Origin of the sequence: Ensifer meliloti, assembly GCF_030064585.1 — a bacterium.
GTDB classification, from domain to species: domain Bacteria; phylum Pseudomonadota; class Alphaproteobacteria; order Rhizobiales; family Rhizobiaceae; genus Sinorhizobium; species Sinorhizobium meliloti.
In genome coordinates this window covers 2,809,427-2,833,738 of sequence record NZ_CP120365.1, presented here as the reverse complement: position 1 = coordinate 2,833,738, position 24,312 = coordinate 2,809,427, and the positions used below count along the sequence as shown (strand labels likewise).

20 protein-coding genes are annotated in these 24,312 nt (G+C 64.7%); 10 read left to right on the top strand and 10 right to left on the bottom strand.

The window, feature by feature from the left end; all coding sequences use genetic code 11:
* Window positions 1–97: 97 nt before the first annotated feature.
* On the bottom strand, window positions 98–1,333 hold the full coding sequence (locus tag PZL22_RS20490; protein WP_003533402.1) for an MFS transporter: 1,236 nt from the start codon (window positions 1,331–1,333) through the stop codon (window positions 98–100).
* A gap of 337 nt (window positions 1,334–1,670) precedes the next feature.
* Here PZL22_RS20490 and PZL22_RS20485 point away from each other — a divergent pair, with 337 nt between their 5' ends.
* On the top strand, window positions 1,671–3,371 hold the full coding sequence (locus PZL22_RS20485; protein WP_003533404.1) for a long-chain fatty acid--CoA ligase: 1,701 nt from the start codon (window positions 1,671–1,673) through the stop codon (window positions 3,369–3,371).
* Window positions 3,372–3,689: 318 nt separating this feature from the next.
* Window positions 3,690–5,315 carry a glucose-6-phosphate isomerase gene (pgi, locus tag PZL22_RS20480; RefSeq protein ID WP_003531493.1) on the top strand — a complete coding sequence of 542 codons (1,626 nt, stop codon included), beginning with the start codon at window positions 3,690–3,692 and terminating at the stop codon, window positions 5,313–5,315.
* A 131-nt stretch (window positions 5,316–5,446) separates the two neighbouring features.
* On the opposite strand, the gene PZL22_RS20475 is transcribed toward pgi, so the two are convergent.
* The 7 genes from PZL22_RS20475 to PZL22_RS20445 all read right to left on the bottom strand — a co-directional run bounded on the left by PZL22_RS20475 (window position 5,447) and on the right by PZL22_RS20445 (window position 12,167).
* Complete coding sequence (locus PZL22_RS20475) at window positions 5,447–6,373, bottom strand: carbohydrate kinase family protein (RefSeq protein WP_003531494.1); 927 nt, start codon at window positions 6,371–6,373, stop codon at window positions 5,447–5,449.
* Window positions 6,374–6,429: 56 nt separating this feature from the next.
* Window positions 6,430–7,128 (bottom strand): orotate phosphoribosyltransferase, encoded by a 699-nt coding sequence (locus PZL22_RS20470; protein ID WP_003531496.1) that lies wholly within the window; start codon window positions 7,126–7,128, stop codon window positions 6,430–6,432.
* A gap of 17 nt (window positions 7,129–7,145) precedes the next feature.
* Window positions 7,146–8,189 carry a dihydroorotase gene (pyrC, locus tag PZL22_RS20465; RefSeq protein WP_003531498.1) on the bottom strand — a complete coding sequence of 348 codons (1,044 nt, stop codon included), beginning with the start codon at window positions 8,187–8,189 and terminating at the stop codon, window positions 7,146–7,148.
* A 189-nt stretch (window positions 8,190–8,378) separates the two neighbouring features.
* The gene (locus PZL22_RS20460) at window positions 8,379–8,999 is read right to left on the bottom strand and encodes a nucleoside triphosphate hydrolase (protein ID WP_003531507.1); all 621 of its coding nucleotides are present in this window, start codon (window positions 8,997–8,999) and stop codon (window positions 8,379–8,381) included.
* Window positions 8,996–9,778 (bottom strand): ATP-binding cassette domain-containing protein, encoded by a 783-nt coding sequence (locus PZL22_RS20455; protein WP_003531508.1) that lies wholly within the window; start codon window positions 9,776–9,778, stop codon window positions 8,996–8,998. Before PZL22_RS20455 ends, PZL22_RS20460 begins: the two co-directional genes overlap by 4 nt.
* Window positions 9,778–10,860: an ABC transporter permease gene (locus tag PZL22_RS20450; protein WP_003531509.1), complete on the bottom strand. Its 1,083-nt coding sequence runs from the start codon at window positions 10,858–10,860 to the stop codon at window positions 9,778–9,780. Before PZL22_RS20450 ends, PZL22_RS20455 begins: the two co-directional genes overlap by 1 nt.
* 281 nt (window positions 10,861–11,141) lie before the next feature.
* Entirely contained in the window at window positions 11,142–12,167 is a 1,026-nt protein-coding gene (locus PZL22_RS20445) for a sugar ABC transporter substrate-binding protein (protein ID WP_003531511.1), read from the bottom strand.
* Window positions 12,168–12,519: 352 nt separating this feature from the next.
* Between PZL22_RS20445 and PZL22_RS20440 the strand changes: the two genes are divergently transcribed.
* Together PZL22_RS20440 and PZL22_RS20435 are read left to right on the top strand one after the other, a co-directional pair.
* A complete protein-coding gene (locus tag PZL22_RS20440) occupies window positions 12,520–13,749 on the top strand; it encodes an ROK family transcriptional regulator (protein WP_003531513.1) in 1,230 nt (409 codons plus the stop codon).
* Window positions 13,750–13,753: 4 nt separating this feature from the next.
* Window positions 13,754–14,182 carry an RbsD/FucU family protein gene (locus PZL22_RS20435; protein ID WP_010968602.1) on the top strand — a complete coding sequence of 143 codons (429 nt, stop codon included), beginning with the start codon at window positions 13,754–13,756 and terminating at the stop codon, window positions 14,180–14,182.
* 66 nt (window positions 14,183–14,248) lie between these two features.
* Here the strand turns inward: PZL22_RS20435 and PZL22_RS20430 are convergent, their stop codons facing one another.
* A complete protein-coding gene (locus tag PZL22_RS20430) occupies window positions 14,249–14,686 on the bottom strand; it encodes a DoxX family protein (RefSeq protein ID WP_003531515.1) in 438 nt (145 codons plus the stop codon).
* Window positions 14,687–14,921: 235 nt separating this feature from the next.
* Between PZL22_RS20430 and PZL22_RS20425 the strand changes: the two genes are divergently transcribed.
* A complete protein-coding gene (locus PZL22_RS20425) occupies window positions 14,922–15,626 on the top strand; it encodes a Crp/Fnr family transcriptional regulator (RefSeq protein WP_003531516.1) in 705 nt (234 codons plus the stop codon).
* Window positions 15,627–15,687: 61 nt separating this feature from the next.
* Entirely contained in the window at window positions 15,688–17,559 is a 1,872-nt protein-coding gene (gene cyaD1 / locus PZL22_RS20420; protein WP_284718547.1) for an adenylate cyclase CyaD1, read from the top strand.
* A 227-nt stretch (window positions 17,560–17,786) separates the two neighbouring features.
* On the opposite strand, the gene PZL22_RS20415 is transcribed toward cyaD1, so the two are convergent.
* Window positions 17,787–18,401, bottom strand: coding sequence for a FecR domain-containing protein (locus tag PZL22_RS20415; protein ID WP_003531518.1), 615 nt, complete (start codon window positions 18,399–18,401; stop codon window positions 17,787–17,789).
* Between the two features lie 198 nt (window positions 18,402–18,599).
* Between PZL22_RS20415 and PZL22_RS20410 the strand changes: the two genes are divergently transcribed.
* From PZL22_RS20410 to putA, 4 genes are all read left to right on the top strand, one after another.
* A complete protein-coding gene (locus PZL22_RS20410) occupies window positions 18,600–19,061 on the top strand; it encodes a hypothetical protein (protein ID WP_003531520.1) in 462 nt (153 codons plus the stop codon).
* A 111-nt stretch (window positions 19,062–19,172) separates the two neighbouring features.
* Window positions 19,173–19,979: a 2', 3'cyclic nucleotide phosphodiesterase SpdA gene (gene spdA / locus PZL22_RS20405; protein WP_003531522.1), complete on the top strand. Its 807-nt coding sequence runs from the start codon at window positions 19,173–19,175 to the stop codon at window positions 19,977–19,979.
* Between the two features lie 58 nt (window positions 19,980–20,037).
* Window positions 20,038–20,352 carry a YkgJ family cysteine cluster protein gene (locus PZL22_RS20400; RefSeq protein ID WP_003531524.1) on the top strand — a complete coding sequence of 105 codons (315 nt, stop codon included), beginning with the start codon at window positions 20,038–20,040 and terminating at the stop codon, window positions 20,350–20,352.
* 186 nt (window positions 20,353–20,538) lie between these two features.
* The gene (gene putA / locus PZL22_RS20395; RefSeq protein WP_284718546.1) at window positions 20,539–24,240 is read left to right on the top strand and encodes a trifunctional transcriptional regulator/proline dehydrogenase/L-glutamate gamma-semialdehyde dehydrogenase; all 3,702 of its coding nucleotides are present in this window, start codon (window positions 20,539–20,541) and stop codon (window positions 24,238–24,240) included.
* Window positions 24,241–24,312: the final 72 nt, after the last annotated feature.

Here is a 24,312-nt window from a genome sequence, read left to right as displayed (position 1 = left end):
CGGCTCCGAATCGGCGCTTTACGCGAGAACGCGCGCATTTTCACCTAGCAAGCGCACGTGACAGGAGATTGGAGCGGATGAGGAAAATCGCGAGCCGTCAGGGTACGCGCCCCGTCCGCCGGCGATCCACGAGCACCGAAGCGAGGAAGATGGCGAAACCGCCTATGCCGAGCACGGCGCCGACGAGCCCTGGCGAAGTCCAGCCGTAACCGGCGGCGATGGCAATGCCGCCGAGCCAGGCGCCAAGAGCATTGGCGAGATTGAAGGCGGAATGACTGAGGGCTGCCGCGAGCGTCTGCGCCTTTCCGGCGACGTCCATCAGGCGGGTCTGGACGCCCGGAACGACGGCGAAGCCGCCGCCGATGAAAAGCACGTTGACGATCGCCATCCAGGGGCTCGTCATGGTGAAATAGAAGAGGATGTAGGCGAAGACGTTGAAGACGAGCGCGATGCCGATGGCGCGCGTGAGCGACCAGTCGGCGAGCCGCGAACCCACGATATTGCCGAGGATCATGCCGGCGCCGAAGACCGACAGCATGACGGGCACATTGGCGACGGAAACGCCCGCGACCTGGGTCAGCGCCGGTGCGATATAGGTGAAGACGGCGAACATTCCGCCGCAACCGATCGCACAGATACCGAGCAGCAACCAGACCTGGAGGCTCCCCAGCGCGCTCAGTTCCCGCAGCGGCGTCGCCTGCGGATCGCCCCTGTCCCGCGGCACGTGGAGCCAGATCAGGGCCATCGTCATGAGGCTGATGCCGCCGACGATCGCGAAGGCGCTGCGCCATCCGAGCGCCTGGCCGAACCAGGCGACGAGCGGCGTGCCGAAAAGAGTGGCGATCGTCAGGCCCATCATGACCCGACCGACTGCGCGCGCCCGCTGGTTCGGTGCCGCAAGTCCTGCCGCGACCAGTGCCGCCACGCCGAAATAGGCGCCGTGCGGCAGGCCCGCGAAGAAGCGCGCGGCGACGAGCGGGTGGAAACTTGGCGCAACGGCGGACGCGAAATTGCCCAATGCAAAGACGGCCATCAATACCAGCAGCACATGAAAGCGGGCGAACCGCGCCGCAAGTACCGCGATCAACGGCGCGCCGACGACCACGCCGAGCGCGTAGGCGCTGATGACGGCGCCCGCCGCCGGCACCGAGACGGCGACGTCGTCTGCGACCTGAGGCAACAGGCCCATGATGGCGAATTCGCCGGTACCGATACCGAAACCACCGACTGCCAGCGCGATTTCCGTCGCGGAAACCCTGTTACGGGATTTGCCCACGTTCGCGGGGCCAATATTCGTGGGGCCGATATCGGCGGAAAGGACATCTTCGGACATGCGTGGCCTTGGCTCGCGGCCCGTCGGCCGCCGCTTGGGAGGAATTTGGTGAATATCTTTGGGGACCTCGGCGCAGCCGATGTCGTGGCAGGTTTATACTGCAGTGCAGTATAGGCGAGCCGGCTGCACCTGCAAGAACTGTGCTGCAGCGCACATCAAAATTTCACAAGCCGGTGCATAGCTGCCGATTGTTGACGTTTACGTCAAAGTTATATAATTCGGATTACGGCTTGAAGAGGCGAGCTAAAAGCAGCATCTTCGACGGAGAGGAAGATCGGGAGGGATTTTTCTTCGCCGTGATGACGGCCGTTCATTGGCGACCAGAGGGAGGAAGGTCATGGCGGAAGCAAGCACGCAACAGGCGGGCTCCAGCACGGCGAAGATTTGGCTTGGATCCTACCCGCCGGGCGTGCCGGCCGAAATCGGCCCGCTCACCTATCGATCCATCGGCGAATTCTTCGATCACGCGGTTGCGCAATATTCCTGGCGCCCCGCATTCACCTGCATGGGCAAGGCACTGACCTTCTCCGATCTCAATACGCATTCGGCGAAAATCGGCGCCTGGCTGCAGTCGCTGGGGCTCGCGAAGGGCGATCGGGTTGCGGTGATGATGCCCAACATCCTTCAAAATCCGGTCATCGTCTATGGGATCCTGCGAGCCGGCTTCACCGTCGTCAACGTCAATCCGCTCTATACGCCGCGCGAACTGGAGCACCAGTTGGTGGATGCCGGCGCCAAGGCGATCTTCGTGCTTGAGAATTTCGCTCATACGGTCGAGCAGGTGCTGGCCCGCACGGAGGTCAAGCATGTCGTGGTCGCCAGCATGGGCGACATGCTTGGTGCGAAGGGGGCAATCGTCAATCTGGTGGTGCGCCGCGTCAAGAAGCTCGTCCCCGCCTGGTCGATTCCAGGTCACCTTTCGTTCAAGACGGTTCTTGCCAAGGGCGCGACGCTCGGCTTCAAGCGCCCGAACGTAGCGCCGGGAGATGTCGCCTTCCTGCAATATACCGGCGGCACCACCGGTGTTTCCAAGGGCGCAACGCTGACGCACGCCAATCTCCTATCCAACATGGCCCAGATGGAGCTGTGGCTGAACACGGCCTTCCTGCGCAAGCCGCGCCCGGAGAGCCTCACCTTCATGTGCGCGCTTCCGCTCTACCATATCTTCGCGCTCACGGTGAATTCGCTGATGGGGCTGGCAACCGGCGGCAACAACATCCTGATACCGAACCCGCGCGACATCCCCGCCTTCGTCAAGGAGCTCGGCAGGTACAGGACGAACATCTTTCCGGGGCTGAACACGCTCTTCAACGCGTTGATGAACAATTCCGAATTCCGCAAACTCGACTTCTCTTCCCTGATCCTGACCTTCGGCGGCGGCATGGCGGTGCAGCGGCCGGTCGCCGAGCGCTGGCTGGAGCTGACCGGCTGCCCGATCCATGAGGGCTACGGACTTTCCGAGACGTCGCCGGTCGCCACCGCCAACCGCCTCGACACCGACGATTTCACCGGCACGATCGGCATACCGCTGCCCTCGACGGAGGTCGAGATCCGCGACGAGGACGGGCGCACGCTTCCCGTCGGCGAAATCGGTGAGATCTGCATTCGCGGGCCGCAGGTGATGGCGGGTTACTGGCAGCGCCCCGAGGAAACGGCCAGGGCCATTTCGCCGGACGGCTTCTTCCGCACCGGGGATGTCGGCTTCATGAACGCCGAGGGACTGACGAAGATCGTCGATCGGAAGAAGGACATGATCCTCGTCTCGGGATTCAACGTGTTCCCCAACGAGATCGAGGAGGTGGCGGCGACCCATCCGGGCATCCTCGAATGCGCCGCAATCGGCATTGCCGACCCGCATTCCGGCGAGGCGGTCAAGCTCTTCGTCGTGCGCAAGGACCCGAACCTCACCGAAGAAGAGGTCAAGCGCCACTGCGCCGCCAGCCTCACCAACTACAAGCGGCCGCGATACGTGGAATTCCGCACCGAACTGCCCAAGTCGAACGTCGGCAAGATCCTGCGCAAGGACCTGCGCGGATAGCGGTTTGGGCGCGGAAATGCCCCTCATCCGGCCTGCCGGCCACCTTCTCCCCGTTTGGACGGGGAGAAGGGGACAAGCGGCACCGGCTCTTTCCATTTTGCCGCAGAGTGCGCGTCCGAGTCCCCTCTCCCCGCCTGCGGGGAGAGGGCTAGGGTGAGGGGCAGTCTTCGCCGCCCTACCCATGGAGCAATGCGCCCGCCTTTTTTCGCTGCAGCGCACACCTGCCCTTGATTTGCCGCGGTTAAACCGACTAGCTATCGCAGCCAAATTCCGATGCCCCCATTCCCATGCCCTAGTTGCGATGCAAGGAGCCCTGCGATGAAAGCGCTTGTCGAAAACCTGAAAGCCACTGCACGCGAGACCGATGCGACCGATATCCGCGCCGCCTTCGCGGCCGATCCGAACCGTTTCTCGCGCTTCAGCACGGCGTTCGACGACCTCCTCTTCGACTATTCCAAATGCGCGGTGAACGACAGGATCATCGACGGTCTCGAAGCGCTCGCCAAGTCGGCGAAGGTCGAGGAAAAGCGCGATGCCATGTTCCGCGGCGATATCATCAACATCACCGAGGAGCGCGCGGTTCTGCATACGGCTCTCCGGAACAGGTCGAACCGGCCGGTCCTCGTGGACGGGAAGGACGTCATGCCGGACGTCAATGCCGTGCTCGAGGCTATGGGCAAGTTCGCTGACGATGTCCGCTCCGGTGCCTTGAAAGGAGCCACGGGCAAGAAGATCACCGATGTCGTCAATATCGGCATCGGCGGTTCGGATCTCGGCCCGGTCATGGCGACGCTGGCGCTTGCCCCCTTCCACGACGGGCCGCGGCTGCACTTCGTTTCCAACGTCGACGGCGCCCACATCGCCGACACGCTGACGCTGCTCGATCCCGAGACCTCTCTCTTCATCGTCGCCTCGAAGACCTTCACCACGATCGAGACGATGACCAATGCGGCGACCGCCCGCGCCTTCATCGCCGGCAAGCTCGGCGAGGCGGCGGTAGGCCATCACTTCGCAGCCGTCTCCACCGCCCTCGACAAGGTCGGCGCCTTCGGCATCGATGCCGCCCGCGTCTTCGGCTTCTGGGACTGGGTCGGCGGACGCTATTCCATCTGGTCGGCGATCGGACTGCCGTTGATGATCGCGATCGGCAAGGAGAATTTCGGCCGCTTCCTAGACGGCGGCCATGCGATCGACGAGCATTTCCGCAGCGCGCCGCTTCGTCAGAACATCCCCATGCTGCTTGGGCTCATCGGCTTCTACAATCGCAACGTTCTCGGCTATCCGTCGCGGGCGATCCTGCCCTACGACCAGCGGCTGACGCGCTTTCCGGCCTATCTGCAGCAGCTCGACATGGAATCGAACGGCAAGGGCGTGACGCTCGACAGCCAGCCGGTCGAATTCTCGACCGGTCCCGTCGTCTGGGGCGAGCCCGGCACCAACGGCCAGCATGCCTTCTATCAGCTCATCCACCAGGGAACCGATGTCATTCCCGCCGAGTTCATGATCGCGGCGAATGGCCATGAAAAAGACCTGCGCCACCAGCACCAGCTCCTGATGGCGAACTGCCTGGCGCAGTCGGAAGCGCTGATGAAGGGGCGTACGCTGGCGGAAGCCAAGGCGCAGCTGACCTCCAAGGGCATGGACGATGCTAAGGCCGACAAGATCGCACCGCACCGCGTCTTCACCGGAAACCGGCCGTCGCTGACCATGGTCTACGACCAGCTCGACCCCTTCGCGCTCGGCCGTCTGATCGCGCTTTACGAACATCGCGTCTTTGTCGAAGGCGCGCTCTTCAACATCAATTCCTTCGACCAGTGGGGCGTCGAGCTCGGCAAGGAACTGGCGACCGGCCTGCTGCCCGTCATAGAAGGCAAGGAAAGCGCCGAGGGCCACGATTCCTCGACCGCCGGCCTCGTCGCTGCGCTGCTGAAGGCAGCACGCTGATCGACAGCCGATCGGAGTGATCGGTCAGCCGCGCGGATTCTCCCCCTTGTGGGGGAGATGGCGGCAGCCGGAGGGGCATCACGGCCGCGCGTGCTGCGTGGACCCGCCGATACGGCGTAGTCGCACCAACGTCAGAGCCCGAGTTCGTGCCGCCAGGGCGGATTGGCGCCCGCGCGCGAAACAGTGACGGCCGCAGCCTTCGCTCCGAGCGTCAGGGCCTGGCGGATCGCCTCGTCGGTCAGGCTTGCCACCTTCTCCTTGGTCAGGAGGTTGTTGAACTTCAGCGAGGCCAGCACCCCGGCGTCGAAAGTGTCGCCCGCGCCGACCGTATCGACGACCTCGACCCGTTCGCTCGCGACCTCGACCTTGTGGCCGTTCGCATAACCGACGGCGCCGTCCGCGCCGCGGGTGATCAGCACCAGTTTCGGGCCGCGCTTCAGCCATTCGGCTGCGAGCGCGTCGTGGCTGCCCTCCATGCCGAACCAGGCGAGGTCCTCGTCGGAGAACTTGACGATATCCGACATGGCCGCCATTCGGTTCATGCGTCCGACATGCGCCTCCCGGTCTTTGATGAAACCGGGGCGGATATTCGGATCGAAGGAGATCACCCGTTTTTCGTGCTCCCGCGCCATCAGCGCCTCATAGGTGGAGCCGCAGGGCTCGGGAATGAGGCTGATCGCGCCGAAATGCAGCGCCTCGCAGAAATCTCCGAGCGCCGGGAGGTGCTCCGTGGTGATCATCCTGCCGGCCGTGTTCTCGTCGAAGAAAGCGTAGCTCGCATGCCCCTCGACGAGCTTCACGAAGGCGAGCGTCGTGTGCAGCGGCAGCGTGGCGCAGGGAGCGAAATCGACATTCGCGGCCTTGAGCGTCGCGCGCAGGATGTCTCCGAACATATCGTCCGAAAGGCCGGTGAAAAAGCCTGTGGGGACGCCGAGCCGGCCGAGCGCGACGGCCGTGTTGAAGATCGCGCCGCCCGCATAGGGCGCAAAGGCGCTCTCGCCCGCCGTCGTCTCCCGCGGCAGCATGTCGATCAGGGCCTCTCCGCAGCAAACGATCATGTCCATTCCTCCCCAAACATATTCAATCGATCCGCCAAATCGCACCAGGCCCTTCGTTACTGGACCGCGAGCGCGCTGACGCCCCCGTTTCGGCCCGACCAGTCGAGCGGAGCATTGAGGAAGGCTTCGACCTCGTTCAGTGTCTTCTCGTCGAACAGCGCCAGTTCGCGCGCGACGGCAAGCACGTTGCGCCAGGTGGCGATGTAGTGCAGGTCGACGCCCTTCGACTTCATGTTGCCGCGCGCCTCCGGGAAGATGTCGTAGTAGAAGAGGGCGATGCCGTGCTCGACCACGCCGCCGGCCGCGCGGATCGCATCGATGAACTTGAACATCGAGCCGCCGGCGGTCGTCAGATCCTCGATGACAAGGACACGCGCACCCTCAGGCATATGGCCCTCTATCTGGGCGTTGCGGCCGTGCCCCTTCGGCGCCTTGCGCACATAGATCATCGGCAGGCCAAGACGCTCGGCAAGCATTGCCGCGAAGGGAATACCGGCGGTCTCGCCGCCGGCCACCACGTCGAACTGCTCGAAACCGGCTTCGCGGAGGATCGTGGCGGCAGCGAAATCCATGACCGCCGAGCGGATGCGCGGATAGGAGATCAGCTTGCGGCAGTCGATATAGACCGGGCTCGCCATGCCGGAGGCGAGCCTGTAGGGCTCGTCGGCGCGAAAATGCACGGCCTTGATTTCCCAGAGCATCTTCGCGACCAGCTCGGCCATCAGGGCCTTGTCGGTGAATGCGTTCGAAAACATGAACTCTCCTTCGGCTATCAGGCCTGTGTCACGGCCCAGTGGAGCGGGAACATCGGGTCGAAAACCGTGACCGGACCGGCTTCGGTCTCGATCCTGGCAGGGTAGCTGACCGGCTCCTCCTGCTTGCGCAGCGTGATCGTCTCCTCGTTTGCCGGCAGGCCGTACCAGGCGGGGCCGTTCAGCGAGGTGAAGGCTTCCAGCCGGTCGAGCGCACCCTCTTCCTCGAAGACGTGAGCGAGGCAGCTCAAGGTGTTGATCGATGTGTAGATGCCGGCACAGCCGCAGGCGCACTCCTTGAGCGGGTCGACATGCGGGGCAGAGTCCGTGCCCAGGAAGAAGCGGACGTCGCCCGAGATCGCCGCCTGGCGAAGCGCCAGCCGATGCGCCTCGCGCTTCGCCACCGGCAGACAGTAGTAATGCGGCTTGATGCCGCCGACGAGGATGGCGTTGCGGTTGATGATCAGGTGATGGGTGGTGATGGAGCCGGCAAGATTGGCCGCATGCTCGCGGATGTAGTCGACGCCGTCCTTCGTCGTCACATGCTCCATGGTGATCCTGAGATCGGGCAGGCGCCGGCGGAGCGGGTCGAGAACGGTTTCGATGAAGACCGCCTCGCGGTCGAAAATGTCGACCTCGGCCGTCGTCACCTCGCCATGGACGCAGAGCGGCAGGCCGATCTCGGCCATGCGCTCGAGCACCGGCATGGCCTTGTCGATATCGCGGACGCCGCTCGACGAATTGGTTGTGGCGCCGGCCGGATAGAGCTTGACGGCCTTGACGAGACCGCTCCTGAACCCGGCTTCCACATCTCCCGGATCGGTGCCCTCGGTAAGATACAGCGTCATCAGCGGCTCGAACCGGTCCCCTGCGGGAATGGCGGCGAGGATGCGCTCGCGATAGGCGGCCGCATCGGCGGAGGTCACCACGGGCGGCACCAGATTGGGCATGATGATGGCGCGCGCGAAATGGCGGCTCGTATCGGCAATCACGCCGCGCAGCATGCCGCCGTCGCGCAGGTGAAGATGCCAATCATCAGGGCGGCGTATAACGAGGTCTTGCATATCAGCGTTCTCCCGATGCTCGCGCCCGATCCGCGCGGCCGGCATCAGGGCGTACCGGTGCGCTCGAAGGGCGGCAACTCATGTGGTGAAACCGCGCCTCGATAACACCATTGCGCCGCCGAAGACAATGGCCATTCGAAAGCTCACCGCAGTCCGCGGCCGGAAACTGCGGGACGAATGCCGAGCACTCTAAAAGTCCCTGATCACGACATCCGCCGGCCTGCGGCTGTCGACGACCCGGCGGGCATTGGGTATGTCGTTGCCATAGGCCTTGCTGCGCGCCGCGTCTTCGTCATAGCCGTGGTCGTACCAGCGCTGCAGGAGCCGCCGCTCGAGCACCTCCAGACCCGGATCGATGAAGATCGAATAATCGAAAGCGCCGTCGAGGCCGTTCCAGGGCGCTTCGTCGAGCAGCAGGTAGTTGCCCTCGGCAAGCACGATACGCGTCTCGGGCGCGATGATCCTCGCCGAGGCAATCGCCAGTTCCCGGGAGCGGTCGAAGACCGGGACGAGAACCTCGCCGTCATCGGCGCGGACGGCGGCAAGCGTTGCGAGAAAGGATCGGACGTCGAAGGTCTCGGGTGCCCCCTTGCGGGCAAGCAGCCCTTTTTCCTCGAGAACGGCATTGTCCATGTGAAACCCGTCCATGGGCAACACCGCCGCCTTTTCGCCCGCCTGCGTGATCGCCTCCGCAAGCGTTTCGGAAAGCGTGGACTTACCGGCGCCGGGCGGACCGGCGATGGCGACGATGAAGCGGCCGGAATTGACCGCCCGCTTCAGGATTTCATCCGCAAGGGATTTGACGCTCATGCCGCGATCGCCTCGCGCGGCGGCTCCTTCGCACCGGTCATGAAGGCCACCGCATCGGACATGGTGTAATCCTTGGGATTGATGACGCAGAGGCGGCGGCCGAGACGATGGATGTGGATCCGGTCCGCGACTTCGAAGACATGCGGCATGTTGTGCGAGATCAGCACGATCGGCAAGCCGCGGCGACGCACGTCGAGGATCAGCTCCAGCACGCGCCGGCTTTCCTTCACCCCGAGCGCCGCCGTCGGCTCGTCCATGATGACGACCTTGGAACCGAAGGCGGCGGCGCGCGCCACCGCAACGCCCTGGCGTTGTCCGCCGGAGAGCGTCTCGACCGCCTGGTTGATGTTCTGGATGGTCATCAGACCGAGCTCGGAGAGCTTCGCCCGCGCCTGCTTTTCCATGGCGGCGCGGTCGAGCGAGCGGAACCACTTGCCCATGATGCCCGGCTTGCGGATCTCCCGGCCGAGGAACATGTTGTCGGCGATCGAGAGTGCCGGCGACAGGGCGAGGTTCTGATAGACCGTTTCGATGCCGGCTTGCCTCGCCTCCATCGGCGAGCGGAACTGGATGGGCTTGCCTTCCAGCCGGATCTCGCCTTCGTCCGGCGTGACGGCGCCCGATATCGCCTTGATCATCGAGGACTTGCCGGCGCCGTTGTCGCCGATCACGGCCAGGATTTCGCCGGGATAGAGGTCGAAATCGGCGCGGTCGAGGGCGGTCACGCGGCCATAGCGCTTGACGAGGCCGCGAGCGGTGAGAATGGGTTCCTGTGCCATCAGGCTGCTACCTTTCTGATCCACTGGTCGATTGCAACGGCGATGATGATCAGCAAGCCGATCAGGAGATAGGTCCATTGCGGGTCGGTGCCCATGAGGCGCAGGCCGAGCGAGAAGACGCCGACGATCAGCGCGCCGAAGAGCATGCCCATGATGGAGCCGCGGCCGCCGAAGAGCGAGATGCCGCCGATCACCACGGCAGTGATCGATTCGATATTCGCAAACTGGCCCGCTGTCGGGGAGACGGAGCCGATGCGGCCGATGAGGGCCCAGCCGGCAAGGGCGCAGATGAGGCCGGAGAGCGTATAGATGGAGATGAGCATGCGCGTGACGTTGACGCCGGCGAGCTTGGCAGCCTCGGGGTCGTCGCCGACGGCATAGACATAGCGCCCCCAGGCGGTGCGGTTCAGGACATACCAAAGAAGGCAGACGAGGAGCACCATCACCACGACGCCGTAGGTGAAGACGGCATTGCCGATGCGGAAGTTCTGGCCGAAGAACTGCAGGATCGAGGCATTCGCGGAAATGTCCTGAGCCCGGATCGTCTCATTGGCGGAATAGAGGAAGTTGGAGGCGAGCACGATCTGCCACATGCCGAGCGTGACGATAAAGGGCGGCAGCTTCATGCGCGCGACGAGCGTTCCGTTGATGTAGCCGCAAAGCGCCCCCACCCCAAGGCCGCAGATGACGGAGAGCGCCGGCGGGAAGCCGTAGCGGAAGGTGAACTGCCCCATGATGACGGACGAGAGCACCATGATGGCGCCGACCGAAAGATCGATACCGGCGGTCAGGATCACGAGCGTCTGAGCGGCACCGACGATACCGACGATCGCCACCTGCTGCAGGATCAGCGTCATGGTGAAGGCGGAAAAGAACTTGCCGCCGAGAATGACCCCGAAGGCGATCAGCGACAGGACCAGCACGATCAGCGGCACCGCGGCCGGGCTCGAATGCAGGAAGTGCTGCAGCTTCTGAAGCAGCGTCTTATCATGCGCGTCGAATGACGCTACGTCCGTCGAACTGTCGGCCAGGACCTTTTCGAATTCCTGGGATGGCTGTGCGGCTGTGTTTGTTTCGCCCATGGGGACTCCTCCCGTGAACCCCGCTCAAGAAGGGGGTGCATTGCTGCAGGATGCGCGGCCCACCGGTCGAAGCGGCGAGCCTCAGAACGCTCCACGAAATCCGGCCTGCGCCGCGATCGGTTCTGAGAAGCCAGAGCGGAACGCGGGCAAGAAGCACCTCGCGCCTTCCTCGCCCCGCCCTGAAAATTGCGCAGGTTTTCGATGCCTTGTCAAAGACCTCGGCACTTGCGGGAAGGGCGGCCGGGGCCGCCCTTCCCTTCAACGCCTGTGTGCGTGGCCGATCAGCCCCAGCACTTCTCCATGCCGGTCTTGGTATCGATCGACTCGACGCCGGATACCGGCTTGTCGGTGACGAGCGAAACGCCGGTGTCGACGAAGTCCTTGCCTTCGGTCGGCGTAGGCTTCTCGCCCGTATCGGCGAACTTCTTGATCGCCTCGATGCCGAGCGCCGCCATCATCAGCGGATACTGCTGCGACGTCGCGCCGATCACGCCCTCGGCGACATTCTTGACGCCCGGGCAGCCGCCGTCGACGGACACGATCAGCACGTCCTTCTCGCGGCCGACCGACTTCAGCGCCTCATAGGCGCCGGCGGCGGCCGGCTCGTTGATCGTGTGGACGACGTTGATGGTCGGGTCCTTCTGGAGGAGGTTCTCCATCGCGGTCCGGCCGCCCTCTTCGTTGCCGTTGGTGATGTCATGGCCGACGATGCGAGGATCATCCTCGTCGCCGATCTTGTTCGGGTCCTTGGGGTCGATGCCGAAACCGATCATGAAGCCCTGGTCGCGCAGCACATCGACGGAGGGCTGCGACGGCGTCAGGTCGAGGAAGGCCACCTTGGCTTCCTTGGCGGCATCGCCGAGCGTTGCGGCCGCCCACTGGCCGATGAGTTTGCCGGCAAGCAGGTTGTCCGTCGCAAAAGTGGCGTCGGCGGCATCGAGGGGTTCGAGCGGCGTGTCGAGCGCGATGACCAGAAGACCCGCATCCCGCGCCTTCTGGACCTGCGGCACGATACCCTGGGTATCGGAGGCGGCAATCAGGATACCCTTGGCGCCATCGGCGATGCAGGTCTCGATCGCAGCGACTTGGCTCTCGGAATCCCCGTCGATCTTGCCGGCATAGGACTTCAGGGTGACGCCCAGTTCCTTGGCCTTGGCGGCCGCGCCTTCCTTCATTTTCACGAAAAAGGGATTGGTGTCGGTTTTGGTGATGAGGCATGCCGACACCTCGGCTGCCTGCGAGGGCGATGCGAAAGCCACGCCCATGGCGAGCGCGCCGAATGCGGCAGAAAGAACTGTCTTCTTCATTAAATCCTCCCAAGGATGAAAAATGCCGGCGCGCCGGCTTCAGGACCCGCTGCAGCATTCTCCTCAGCTGCAGACGGCGCTTCCGATGGTCAATCAAGCATCAAAAATCCACCGTGTCAATAAATAAATCAAATTGAATTATTATCTCGTTGTGGCATTCTGCACGTAGTATCGCCTCGGTCCGAGCGGGAGGATTTGGGCATTCGACGATCGTGGGCCGGATGCGGACAGCCCCACGCGAAGCGAGCGGGTGCCGTGATCGGAGTGCGATCGCGGTAAAGCTTTAAGGTACTGCATGGCCGTACCCGGATCGGGGAGGAACCGTACGGTACCAATGGGAGGAAACGGTGGCATGTCACTGACAGATGGCCCCTATACGGGGCCGCCCCAGCCGGATGTGGTCGACCCGAGCGGCGGGGCCAATCAAACGCGCGTGCGCGCCTATAACGAACGGCTGGTCATGTCGCTGGTGCGCCGTCACGGCAGCTTGTCCAAGGCCGAGATCGCGCGCCGATCCGGTCTATCGGCGCAGACCGCCTCCGTCATCATGCGGTCGCTCGAAGCCGACGGGCTGCTCGTCCGCGGCGCGCCGGTGCGCGGCCGGGTCGGACAGCCCTCCATCCCCATGCGGCTCAATCCGGATGCGGTCTATTCCTTCGGCGTGAAGATCGGCCGGCGCAGCGCCGATCTGGTGCTGATGGATTTTCTCGGCACCATCCGGCTGCACCTGCATCAGATCCATACCTATCCGCTGCCCGAGGAGATCGTCAGCTTCATCGTCGGGGGCATCGGCAAGCTCGAGGGACAGCTTGGCCCCGGCGAGCGCGGCCGCATTGCCGGCGTCGGCATCGCCACGCCGTTCGAGTTGTGGAACTGGTCGGAGGAAGTCGGCGCGCCGCGCGAAGAGATGGACAGGTGGCGCGATTTCGACCTGCAGGCGGCGGTCGCCTCGCGCATCCGGCATCCGGTTTTCCTTCAGAACGACGGAACCAGCGCCTGCGGTGCCGAACTCGCCTTTGGTGTGGGCGCCAGTTATCCGGATTTCGTCTATTTCTATATCGGCTCCTTTATCGGCGGCGGCGTCGTGATCAACTCCGCCCTCTTTTCCGGACGAACCGGCACCGCCGGCGCCGTCGGCCCGCTGCCTGTCGCCGGCAAGGACGGCAAGTCGACGCAGTTGCTGAAAATCGCCTCGGTCTTCGTCCTGGAAAAGCTCCTGCGCGAACGCGGCATCGACCCGGAGCCGCTCTGGTACTCCGCCGACGACTGGATCGATTTCGGCGAACCGCTCGAAATATGGATTCAGGATGCGGCGGCAGCGCTTGCGCAAGCCGTCGTCTCCGCGGTTTCCGTCGTCGATTTTTCGGCGGCCGTGATCGACGGCGGCTTTCCGCCCTGGGTGCGTGCGCGCCTTCTTGCCGCGACGCGAAAGGCCCTCCAGACGCTCGACCTGCAGGGCGTCACGGTTCCGGACCTCGTCGAAGGCACCGTCGGGAGCCACGCCCGCGCGATCGGCGGCGCAAGCCTGCCGCTCTTCTCCCGCTATCTGCTGGACACCAATGTCCTCTTCAAGGAGCTTTAAGCCGTTGCTGAAAGGAATAAGCCCCATTCTGAGCCCGGAGCTTCTCTCCACATTGAGAGCGATGGGGCACGGCGACGAGATTGCGCTCGTCGACGGAAACTATCCCGGGTTGGAGCACGCGCGCCGGCTCATCCGGTTGGACGGGCACCCGCTTGTCCCCGTGCTCGACGCTGTATTGAGCATCCTGCCGATCGACGATTTCGTGCCGGAGGCGATCTTCCGGGCAACCGTGAAACAGGACCGCGATGCCCTCGACCCCGTGCATCGGGACATCATTGCCTGCTGTCGGAAACATGAGCCGGCACAGCCGGTCGTTCCTTTGCTCGGAGCCGATTTCTATCAGCGGGTGAAGGCGGCCCATGCGGTGGTGCAGACCAGCGAACCGCGGCTATACGGCAACGTCATCCTGCGCAAGGGCGTCATCTACCCTTGAGATCGTGACGCAACAAAGAACCCGCCGGCGAGCCGGCGGGTTCTTTCTCGATCAGCAATGCTTGGGTCAGGCAGCAACGGCCCTTCCGGTGCGGGCATCGAGCGAAAGCGCGCCCGGGCCGAAGCCTGCCAGCACCAGGAAGGCGCCGGCGATCGTGACGTTCTTCATCATCATGATCTGGTTGAAGACCGTGAGCAGCCCGTTTGCAGCCGGCGGGAAGTCCGGGACGTTGATTGCGCCGCTATGGAAGACGAAAGCGGTGACCACGCAGAAGGCGGCGAGCAGATAGGATGCGATACGGGTCTGAAACCCGACGAGGATCGCAAGACCGGCAACGAGTTCGAAGAGACCGGCGAGATAGGCGAGCGCCGTTGCGGCAGGCCAACCGGCACCGGTGATCATACCGGCCGTCGCCGACGGGTCGGTGAGCTTGCCGAAGCCGGAGGTTATGAAGATGATCGAGAGAAGAATGCGCCCGATGAGCACGATGACATTCTGGGACATGCGCGAGGCTCCTGTTGGAAAACGTGTTGGCAGCAGAGATAACAAGCTTTTCGAAATCCTCTAGCCGCCCGCCCGGCGACAGATCGTTCACAATCTAGAGACGGAATCGATTCGTCGTCAACTGATGCCTTGCCGCTTTGGCCTCGGTCGGCCAAACAAGCGCTTTTCTGTTGCAAGATGAGGCGACAGAGTCAAAACTCCCCGACGCGTAAAGGGGAACGCAGGGGTAATCGCAATGGCTGAAGTCATCCGGAGTTCCGCCTTCTGGCGGTCCTTCCCTATATTCGAAGAGTTCGACAGCGAAACCCTGTGCGAGCTATCGGGCATCGCCAGCTACCGGAAATGGTCCGCGGGCACGGTCATCTTCCAACGCGGCGACCAGGGCGACTACATGATCGTGGTGGTTTCCGGACGCATCAAGCTTTCGCTGTTCACGCCGCAGGGCCGCGAACTCATGTTGCGGCAGCACGAGGCAGGGGCGCTGTTCGGCGAGATGGCGCTGCTCGACGGACAGCCGCGATCGGCGGATGCGACCGCCGTCACCGCCGCCGAGGGCTATGTGATCGGCAAGAAGGATTTTCTTGCCCTCATCACGCAGAGACCGAAGACCGCCGAGGCGGTGATCCGCTTCCTCTGCGCGCAATTGCGCGACACGACGGACCGGCTGGAAACCATTGCGCTCTACGATCTCAACGCCCGCGTCGCCCGCTTCTTCCTGGCGACGCTCCGCCAGATCCACGGTAGCGAGATGCCGCAAAGCGCCAATCTCCGCCTGACGCTCAGCCAGACGGACATTGCTTCGATCCTCGGAGCGAGCCGGCCGAAGGTGAACCGCGCGATCCTGTCGCTGGAGGAGAGCGGTGCGATCAAGCGCGCCGACGGCATCATCTGCTGCAATGTCGGTCGCCTGCTGAGCATCGCCGATCCGGAGGAGGATTGATGCCGCTTGCCCAAAAGCGGGCGGTTTCAAAGACTTGGAGCGGTTGAGCGTAAGGCCGAGGATGCATCACCGCATAACCCCGCTTTCCGGAGGGATCATCGCCAGCCTCGCCGCGGCGCTGCTGCTCTATCTCTATGCCGGAACCATCCTCGACACCCAGCGTGAACTCTTTTTCGACAGTCTCACCCAATGGGTCCCCTCGCCGAGGTCGCCGGACATCACCGTCGTCGACGTCGATCGTAAGGCCTATGAGGCGCATGGCGGCAGCTGGGACAGGGCCGCAACCGCAGATCTGATCTCACGCCTTGCCGCGGCCGGGCCGAAGACGATCGCCGTCGATTTCGTTTTCAGTTCCGCCTGCGACCCGGCTTCGCCCGCAAACGCCGCGCTCGCTGCGGCGATCGGCAGGGCCCCGGTGGCCCTCGGCTTCTTGGCGGCCGACCGCGTTCTCGAACGGCCGCGCCCCGTGCCGCCTCTGGCCCTCAGGCGCCAGCTGGCCGTCCCCGCGCAGTGGTTTATCGAAGGTGCGGAGACCTCCTGCCCGGCTTTCATGGACCGGGCGAAGGCCGCGACGGCCGCTTTTCTCGTCGGCGACGAGGATGCGCGGGTCCGGCGTGTTCAGGCTTACGCCATACTCGGCAACGATGCCTACCCGGCGCTCGGCATCGAAGCGGGGCGGCTTGCCGCCGACAGCAGCACGCCCGTTCTCGGCGGAGAACCCGCCTGGCTGAGGCTCGATCACGCGATCATCCCTCTCGACGAGAGCGGCAACCTGCGTTTCCCCGCAAGTTCCGGGGAGGCGATCGCCGCCCGCACGATCTCTGCCGCCGACATCCTCGCCGGTCGCCTGGAGAAAAGCCGTCTGGCGGGAAGGCTCGTCTTGATCGGCAGCAGCATGCCGAGCCTTGGCGGCCTTCGGCCCACCGCCTCCATGCCGCTCCAGCCATCGGTTCAGATCCACGCGGATATCGCCAATGCGATCATGACGGGGTTCGTGCCTTACCGTGGCAGCAATCTGCCATTGATCGAGGCGGTCTTCGCCTTCGCAGCGGGAGTCGCTGCAGCCTATGCAGCAACCAGGCTTCGCCCGATGGCATCCCTTATGTTGGGCGCTGCGGCGGTGCTCGCAACAATCGCCTTTGCCGGTGCGATCTATGCCTCTACCGGTTGGCTCTTCGACGCGGTCGGCACATCCTTGGCACTGGCTGCGGTCCTCGTCGTCACCAGCGCATTGCAGCTCGCGCGCACGCGGCGCGCAGAGGCGATCGCCCGGCGGAAATTCTCGCAATATCTGCCGCAGTCCGTGGTGGCGCGCTACATAGACGAGCCCGATCGCGGGCGCATGGCCGGTGAGGAACGCCCGGTGACGGCGCTTTTCACCGATATCGAGGGTTTCTCGACAGTTTCGCAAAAGCTTGGTCCCCGCGAAGTCGTGGACCTGCTCGACGTCTATTTCGCCGAGGTGAACGCGCTCGTCTCCGGGCATGGCGGCATGGTCGACAAGGTCGTCGGCGATGCCGTCCATGCTCTCTTCAACGCGCCCGAGGACCTGCCCGGCCACGTAGACAAGGCGATCGGCTGCGCCGCAGCGATCCATGCTCTGACCGAGGAGATGCGCAGACGTCCGCAATTTGCCGAACACGGTTTCGGCAGGACCCGCATCGGCATCGAAACCGGGCCGGCGGTACTGGGAGAGGTGGGCGCCGGCGGGAAGCTCGACTACACCGCCCATGGCGATGCGGTGAACCTCGCCGCTCGCCTTCAGGAGGCGAACAAGTTCCTCGGCACCGCCATCTGCATCGGCCCGGCGGCGGCTGCGCAGTCGAAGGCGGCGCTCAGATCCCTTGGCCGGCATGACATCAGGGGCTTCGGATCGATGGAGCTATTTACGGTAGCGGGCGATGGGCTGAACAAGCACCTTGGAGCGGAATGAGGGAACGCCGCTCCTCATCCCGCTGCCGCGACCTTCTCCACGCAAGCGGGGCGAAGGAGACCCCGCGGCACCCGCTCAAGTCGCCTCTCCTCTTGTGGACCGCAGCGTGAGAGGGAGCGAGCGTGCGCTGCTTGCCCCTTCGCCCCGCCTGCGGGGAGAAGGGGCCGGCAGGCGGATGAGGGGCACACATCGACAGCAACCGCATCGCGGGATGCCAGCTATCGCCCCTACCTCAACCCGACGCTCGCATAGGCCTGGCGAATCCGCGCCTGGCCCCAGCGCGTCGGTTCGCTGGGTGCAGCACCCGGGCGGTTGATATCCACGCCCTGGCCGGCGGCGACTGTCCGTGTAACGCCGCCGCCCTGAACGGACACCACGCCATGTTCCACGAACACCGCGAAAGCCGCTCGGCTCGGGCCGCAGAAGAATTTCGTTCCCCGAACGCCGATCATGCCGAAGGCGGTGCGCACCGCGACGTCCGTCTTGGGCAAACCTTCGGGCCGGTCGAAAACCATCCGGCCGAGGCCCAGCTCCAGGGTTCCGCCCTGGCCGGCGATGTAGCTGTCGATCAGGAGTTCCGTTTGCGGCCCCAGCAGGATACGCGTTTCGCTGAGCGCGAGATCGGCGAAGCTGTTGCTGCTCGTCAGGACATAATCCTTGTCGAGAACCGCGCCGCCGATCGCCAGCCGTTCCTCGTCCCCGCCCTGCCGGCGGCGGACATTGCCGCGGATTTTCGCAGCCTTGCCCACGACCGGAGCTGCTGCCGTCGAACGGCCGCCCGATACGGTGGCAAGCAGCAGGCCGCCAAGAAAGATCCGTCTCCTCATCTCGAACTGCCGCATCGGCTTCTCCGCTGAGTTTCGCAGCGCTCCCTGTTCGGCCTCCGGCTCCTTACGAGGATAGACCGAGGCGTGCCCGATGCAAGACGCATCTTGGGGGCTGCTTCAACTCACCGTTTCATCGCCTTCACCGCTGTTTCCCGCGGAACAGATGACGGGTCGGGGCGGCCCTAGGATGGTGTCGGTTAGAGGGAGAGCACCATGAAGAAACACGTTGGATCGAGCCTGTATCACCTGCTCGCGGCCGCCGTGGTCTTGCCTCTGGTCGCGACCGCGCCTTCCGCGGCGCGTGCAAGCGATCTCACCGCCGCCGAGCAATGCGACCGCGAGGCCGGTAGCGAATTCGATCTCGAACGCAACAGGGCTTTCCCCGCCGTTGCGACGGAGGACATCCGCATCGGGGTGGCACTTTCCGCCTGTCGGGAAGCCTATAATCAGAACGGCGGCGCCCGGACGCAGTTCCAGCTCGCGCGCGTTCTCGACAGGGCTGGACAGAAGCTGCAGTCGGCACGAATTCTCGCCGAAGCCGCTGGGAATGGCCATGCTCTGGCAATGGCCAGCTATGCCGATCTCCTTGCCGAGCGCGGCATGGCCGGTACGTCCTCCGGCGATTTGCTGACGGCCCGGCGCTTCGCGCAGGCGACCACGGACGGATTGCAGTGATGAGGGCGGCGGACCGGTCTTCCGCATAGGTCCGACCCGCCCGAAAATGCCGCTTGACGCCTGCGAGCAGGCGCAGGAGCGTGACCCGCGAGACATCAACGCGGGACGCACATGACGAAGCTCATCATTTTCTCCGACCTCCACATGGTGCCCGAAGGCGAGACGATCATCGGGCTGGACCCGTACCGGCGGCTCGCAAACGGCATCGCCCACGTAAACCGCTACCATGCGGATGCCGACCGGGTGATCTTCGCCGGCGATCTGACGCATCGGGCGGACCGCGCTTCCTACGAGCGGCTGAAGGCGCTTCTCGGCGAACTCACCCCACCGGCGGCGCTCATGATCGGCAATCACGACCGGCGCGATGTGTTTCTCGACGTCTTCGCGGAAGCGACGACCGACGCAAACGGCTTCGTCCAGCAGGTGCTCGATTTCGCCGATTGCCGCGCGATCCTGCTCGATACGCTGTTTGCACCGCCCTACGACTATCCGGTGAGTCACGCCGGCCACCTATGCGACAGGCGCCTTGCCTGGCTCGACCGGCAACTCGAGGAGGCCGGCGGCCGGCCGGCGCTGATCTTCATGCACCACCCGCCGCATATCAGCGGCTTTGCCGGCATCGATATGATCCGCCTCGTCAACGAAGACGACTTCTACGCCCTGGTGAAGCGGCACGGAAATGTTCGTCATATCTTCGCCGGCCACGTCCACCGCACCATCAGCGGCTCCAGTCGCGGCATTCCCTTCTCGATCTTCAAAAGTCCGGTGCACCAGCAGCCGATGCCCTTCGACACCGCGGACGCGTCCCTTTCGGTGGACGAGCCGGCGGCCTACGGCATAGCGCTGGTGACCGGCGACGGCGTGCTCGTGCATACGGAAGACTACGAGATAGCAAGGCGCGACGCGGTGGGAGCGTGACCTTCCGGCGCAAGAGGCAGGCATTCCGGCGCCACCCGCTTCGTGATAGGCTGGCGCCATGAGCCAATCCGTTCCCGCCCATCAGAATTTCGACTGCCAGAGCTGCGGCGCCTGCTGCGCGTATTCGGCCGACTGGCCGCGCTTTTCGCTGGAGACGGAGGAGGAGCTCGAGCGCATTCCGGCGGACTATGTGGCTGCGGATCTCGGCGGCATGCGCTGCGAGAGCGGCCGCTGCACGGCGCTTGAAGGCAAGCTCGGCCGTTCCGTCGCCTGCAAGGTCTACGACATACGCCCCATCGTCTGTCGCACCTGCATGCCGGGGGACGACGAGTGCCTGATGGCGCGGGAGCAACTTTTCGGGGCGGCATGCTGACCTATGATCATCCGGAACATTCGCTTGCGCTCCGTATAGTTCTCCTTTTGTCCGGCCTGTCGTGGAGAAACATTCGGCCATCAGGCTAATTTGCCGGATGGATGTTCGGCGATGGCACGCGTATTTTCTGCCACGACATCAGGGCGTCGAAAGCGCCCGCTACCGTTCCGTGGAGGACAGCGTTCAATGAGCCCGAACCCGCTTCAGAAACCCGCGATCGACGCCGCACCTGCGCCCTTCGCCGACTTCGCACCGCCAGTCCGGCCGCAAAGCACGCTGCGCCGGGCGATCACGGCCGCTTACCGCCGCCCGGAAACGGAATGCCTGCCGCCTCTCGTCGAGGCGGCCACGCAATCGAAGGAAATACGGGACGCCGCCGCAAGCACCGCCCGCAAGCTGATCGAGGCGCTGCGCGGCAAGCATAGTGGTTCCGGCGTCGAGGGACTGGTGCAGGAATATTCGCTTTCGAGCCAGGAAGGCGTGGCACTCATGTGCCTTGCGGAAGCGCTGCTGCGCATTCCCGATACGGCGACGCGCGACGCGCTGATCCGCGACAAGATTGCCGACGGCAACTGGAAATCGCATCTCGGCGGCAGCCGTTCGCTCTTCGTCAATGCCGCGACCTGGGGACTTGTGGTCACCGGCAAGCTGACCTCGACGGTCAACGACCGCAGCCTCGCGGCGGCGCTCACGCGTCTCATCTCGCGTTGCGGCGAGCCGGTGATCCGGCGCGGCGTCGACATGGCCATGCGGATGATGGGCGAACAGTTCGTCACCGGCGAGACGATCCGCGAAGCGCTGAAACGTTCTAAGGAGCTCGAGGAGAAAGGCTTCAGCTACTCCTACGACATGCTCGGCGAAGCGGCGACCACGGCCGCCGACGCCGAACGCTATTACAGGGACTATGAGAGCGCCATTCACGCAATCGGCAAAGCCTCCGCCGGCCGCGGCATCTATGAGGGCCCGGGCATCTCCATCAAGCTCTCGGCGCTGCATCCCCGCTATAGCCGCGCGCAAGCCGCGCGCGTCATGGGCGAATTGTTGCCGAGGGTGAAGGCGCTCGCTCTCCTCGCCAAGAATTACGATATCGGCCTCAACATCGACGCCGAGGAAGCCGACCGGCTGGAACTGTCGCTCGATCTCCTCGAGGTGCTCTGCCTCGACGGCGATCTCTCCGGCTGGAACGGCATGGGCTTCGTCGTGCAGGCCTATGGCAAACGCTGCCCCTTCGTTCTCGACTTCATCATCGATCTTGCCCGGCGCTCCGGCCGGCGCATCATGGTGCGGCTGGTGAAGGGTGCCTATTGGGATGCCGAGATCAAGCGGGCGCAGCTCGACGGGCTCGCGGATTTCCCGGTCTTCACGCGCAAGATCCACACCGACGTCTCCTATATCGCCTGCGCAGCCAAGCTGCTTGCCGCGACCGATGTGGTGTTCCCGCAATTCGCGACACACAATGCCCAGACGCTCGCCGCCATCTACCACATGGCCGGCAAGGACTTTCACGTGGGCAAATACGAATTCCAGTGCCTGCACGGCATGGGCGAGCCGCTTTATGAAGAGGTCGTCGGCCGCGGCAAGCTCGATCGCCCCTGCCGCATCTATGCGCCTGTCGGCACCCATGAGACGCTGCTTGCCTATCTGGTCCGGCGCCTCCTCGAAAACGGCGCCAACTCCTCCTTCGTGCATCGCATCAACGACCCGAAGGTTTCGATCGACGAACTGATCGCCGACCCCGTCGAAGTCGTCCGCGCCATGCCGGTCGTCGGCGCCAAGCACGACAGGATCGCCTTGCCGGCCGAACTCTTCGGCGATGCGCGGACCAATTCCGCCGGGCTCGATCTTTCCAACGAGGAAACGCTTGCGTCGCTTACGGAAGCGCTGAGGGAAAGCGCGGCAATGAAGTGGACCGCCCTGCCGCAGCTCGCAACCGGCCCCGCTGCCGGCGAGACGCGGACGGTTCTGAACCCCGGCGACCATCGTGACGTCGTCGGCTCTGTGACCGAGACCTCGGAAGAGGACGAACGGCGCGCCGTGCGCCTTGCCGCCGACGCGGCGCCGGATTGGGCGGCCGTGCCGCCCTCCGAGCGGGCCGCCTGCCTCGACCGCGCCGCCGAGCTGATGCAGGCCCGCATGCCCACGCTTCTCGGGCTGATCATCCGCGAGGCAGGCAAATCGGCGCTGAACGCCATTGCCGAGGTGCGCGAGGCGATCGATTTCCTGCGCTACTATGCCGAACAGACGCGCCGCACGCTCGGCCCCGGCCACGGGCCGCTCGGCCCGATCGTCTGCATCAGCCCATGGAATTTCCCGCTGGCAATCTTCACCGGGCAGATCGCCGCCGCGCTCGTCGCCGGCAATCCCGTGCTCGCCAAACCCGCGGAAGAGACGCCGCTGATCGCCGCCGAGGGCGTGCGCATCCTGCATGAGGCCGGCATTCCGGCAAGCGCGCTGCAGCTTCTTCCGGGCGACGGACGCGTCGGTGCGGCGCTGGTCGCCGCAGCCGAGACCGCGGGCGTGATGTTCACCGGATCGACGGAAGTCGCGCGGCTGATCCAGGCACAGCTTGCCGACCGCCTTTCGCCCGCCGGCCGGCCGATCCCGCTGATCGCCGAAACCGGAGGCCAGAATGCGATGATCGTCGACTCCTCGGCTCTTGCCGAGCAGGTGGTCGGCGACGTGATCACCTCCGCCTTCGACAGTGCCGGCCAGCGCTGCTCGGCACTGCGTGTGCTGTGCCTGCAGGAGGATGTGGCCGACCGCATCCTGACGATGCTGAAGGGCGCGCTGCACGAATTGCATATCGGCCGCACCGATCGTCTTTCCGTGGATGTCGGCCCGGTCATCACGTCAGAGGCGAAGGACAACATCGAGAAGCACATAGAGCGGATGCACGGGCTCGGCCGCAAGGTCGAGCAGATCGGGCTCGCCTCGGAGACCGGAGCGGGCACCTTCGTCCCGCCGACGATCATCGAACTCGAGAAGCTTTCCGATCTTCGACGCGAGGTCTTCGGGCCGGTGCTGCACGTCATCCGCTACCGGCGCGACGATCTCGACCGGCTGGTGGACGACGTCAACGCCACCGGCTACGGCCTGACCTTCGGGCTCCACACGCGCCTCGACGAGACGATCGCGCATGTGACGAGCCGTATCAAGGCGGGCAACCTCTACATCAACCGCAACATCATTGGCGCGGTCGTGGGCGTCCAGCCCTTCGGCGGCCGCGGTCTTTCCGGTACCGGTCCCAAGGCCGGCGGTCCGCTTTATCTCGGCCGCCTGGTTACGACCGCACCGGTGCCGCCGCAGCACAGCTCGGTGCACACGGACCCGGTCCTTCTCGACTTCGCCAAATGGCTCGACGGCAAAGGCGCGCGCGCGGAGGCCGAAGCGGCCCGCAACGCCGGCAGCAGCTCGGCACTTGGCCTGGATCTGGAACTCCCCGGCCCCGTCGGCGAACGCAATCTCTATACGCTCCATGCGCGCGGCCGCATCCTCCTCGTGCCGGCGACGGAGAGCGGTCTATACCACCAGCTCGCCGCTGCGCTCGCGACCGGCAACAGCGTCGCGATCGATGCCGCCTCCGGTCTGCAGGCTTCGCTGAAGAACCTGCCGCAGACCGTCGGCCTGCGTGTCTCCTGGTCCAAGGACTGGGCCGCCGACGGCCCGTTCGCCGGTGCGCTGGTCGAAGGTGACGCCGAGCGCATCCGCGCGGTCAACAAGGCTATCGCCGCCCTGCCCGGCCCGCTGCTGCTCGTGCAGGCCGCATCGAGCGAGGAGATCGCCCGCAACCCGGACGCCTATTGCCTGAACTGGCTCGTGGAAGAGGTTTCCGCCTCGATCAACACGGCTGCAGCCGGCGGCAATGCCAGCCTGATGGCGATCGGCTGAGCGCGCCGATTGAACAAAGGGCTGCCCCTCTCCTCGGGTTTAACCCGAGGACTAACCCTCCCCCGCAGGCAG

What these genes read in the sequence shown, in the direction of transcription:
- PZL22_RS20470 (WP_003531496.1), bottom strand. Translation starts at nt 7,128, where the DNA reads ATGTTTTCGAACGCATTCACCGACAAGGCCCTGATGGCCGAGCTGGTC.
- PZL22_RS20415 (WP_003531518.1), bottom strand. Translation starts at nt 18,401, where the DNA reads ATGCGGCAGTTCGAGATGAGGAGACGGATCTTTCTTGGCGGCCTGCTG.
- PZL22_RS20485 (WP_003533404.1), top strand. Translation starts at nt 1,671, where the DNA reads ATGGCGGAAGCAAGCACGCAACAGGCGGGCTCCAGCACGGCGAAGATT.
- pgi (WP_003531493.1), top strand. Translation starts at nt 3,690, where the DNA reads ATGAAAGCGCTTGTCGAAAACCTGAAAGCCACTGCACGCGAGACCGAT.
- pyrC (WP_003531498.1), bottom strand. Translation starts at nt 8,189, where the DNA reads ATGCAAGACCTCGTTATACGCCGCCCTGATGATTGGCATCTTCACCTG.
- cyaD1 (WP_284718547.1), top strand. Translation starts at nt 15,688, where the DNA reads ATGCATCACCGCATAACCCCGCTTTCCGGAGGGATCATCGCCAGCCTC.
- PZL22_RS20425 (WP_003531516.1), top strand. Translation starts at nt 14,922, where the DNA reads ATGGCTGAAGTCATCCGGAGTTCCGCCTTCTGGCGGTCCTTCCCTATA.
- PZL22_RS20400 (WP_003531524.1), top strand. Translation starts at nt 20,038, where the DNA reads ATGAGCCAATCCGTTCCCGCCCATCAGAATTTCGACTGCCAGAGCTGC.
- putA (WP_284718546.1), top strand. Translation starts at nt 20,539, where the DNA reads ATGAGCCCGAACCCGCTTCAGAAACCCGCGATCGACGCCGCACCTGCG.
- PZL22_RS20490 (WP_003533402.1), bottom strand. Translation starts at nt 1,333, where the DNA reads ATGTCCGAAGATGTCCTTTCCGCCGATATCGGCCCCACGAATATTGGC.
- PZL22_RS20475 (WP_003531494.1), bottom strand. Translation starts at nt 6,373, where the DNA reads ATGATCGTTTGCTGCGGAGAGGCCCTGATCGACATGCTGCCGCGGGAG.
- PZL22_RS20440 (WP_003531513.1), top strand. Translation starts at nt 12,520, where the DNA reads ATGTCACTGACAGATGGCCCCTATACGGGGCCGCCCCAGCCGGATGTG.
- PZL22_RS20450 (WP_003531509.1), bottom strand. Translation starts at nt 10,860, where the DNA reads ATGGGCGAAACAAACACAGCCGCACAGCCATCCCAGGAATTCGAAAAG.
- PZL22_RS20410 (WP_003531520.1), top strand. Translation starts at nt 18,600, where the DNA reads ATGAAGAAACACGTTGGATCGAGCCTGTATCACCTGCTCGCGGCCGCC.
- PZL22_RS20430 (WP_003531515.1), bottom strand. Translation starts at nt 14,686, where the DNA reads ATGTCCCAGAATGTCATCGTGCTCATCGGGCGCATTCTTCTCTCGATC.
- PZL22_RS20460 (WP_003531507.1), bottom strand. Translation starts at nt 8,999, where the DNA reads ATGAGCGTCAAATCCCTTGCGGATGAAATCCTGAAGCGGGCGGTCAAT.
- PZL22_RS20455 (WP_003531508.1), bottom strand. Translation starts at nt 9,778, where the DNA reads ATGGCACAGGAACCCATTCTCACCGCTCGCGGCCTCGTCAAGCGCTAT.
- spdA (WP_003531522.1), top strand. Translation starts at nt 19,173, where the DNA reads ATGACGAAGCTCATCATTTTCTCCGACCTCCACATGGTGCCCGAAGGC.
- PZL22_RS20445 (WP_003531511.1), bottom strand. Translation starts at nt 12,167, where the DNA reads ATGAAGAAGACAGTTCTTTCTGCCGCATTCGGCGCGCTCGCCATGGGC.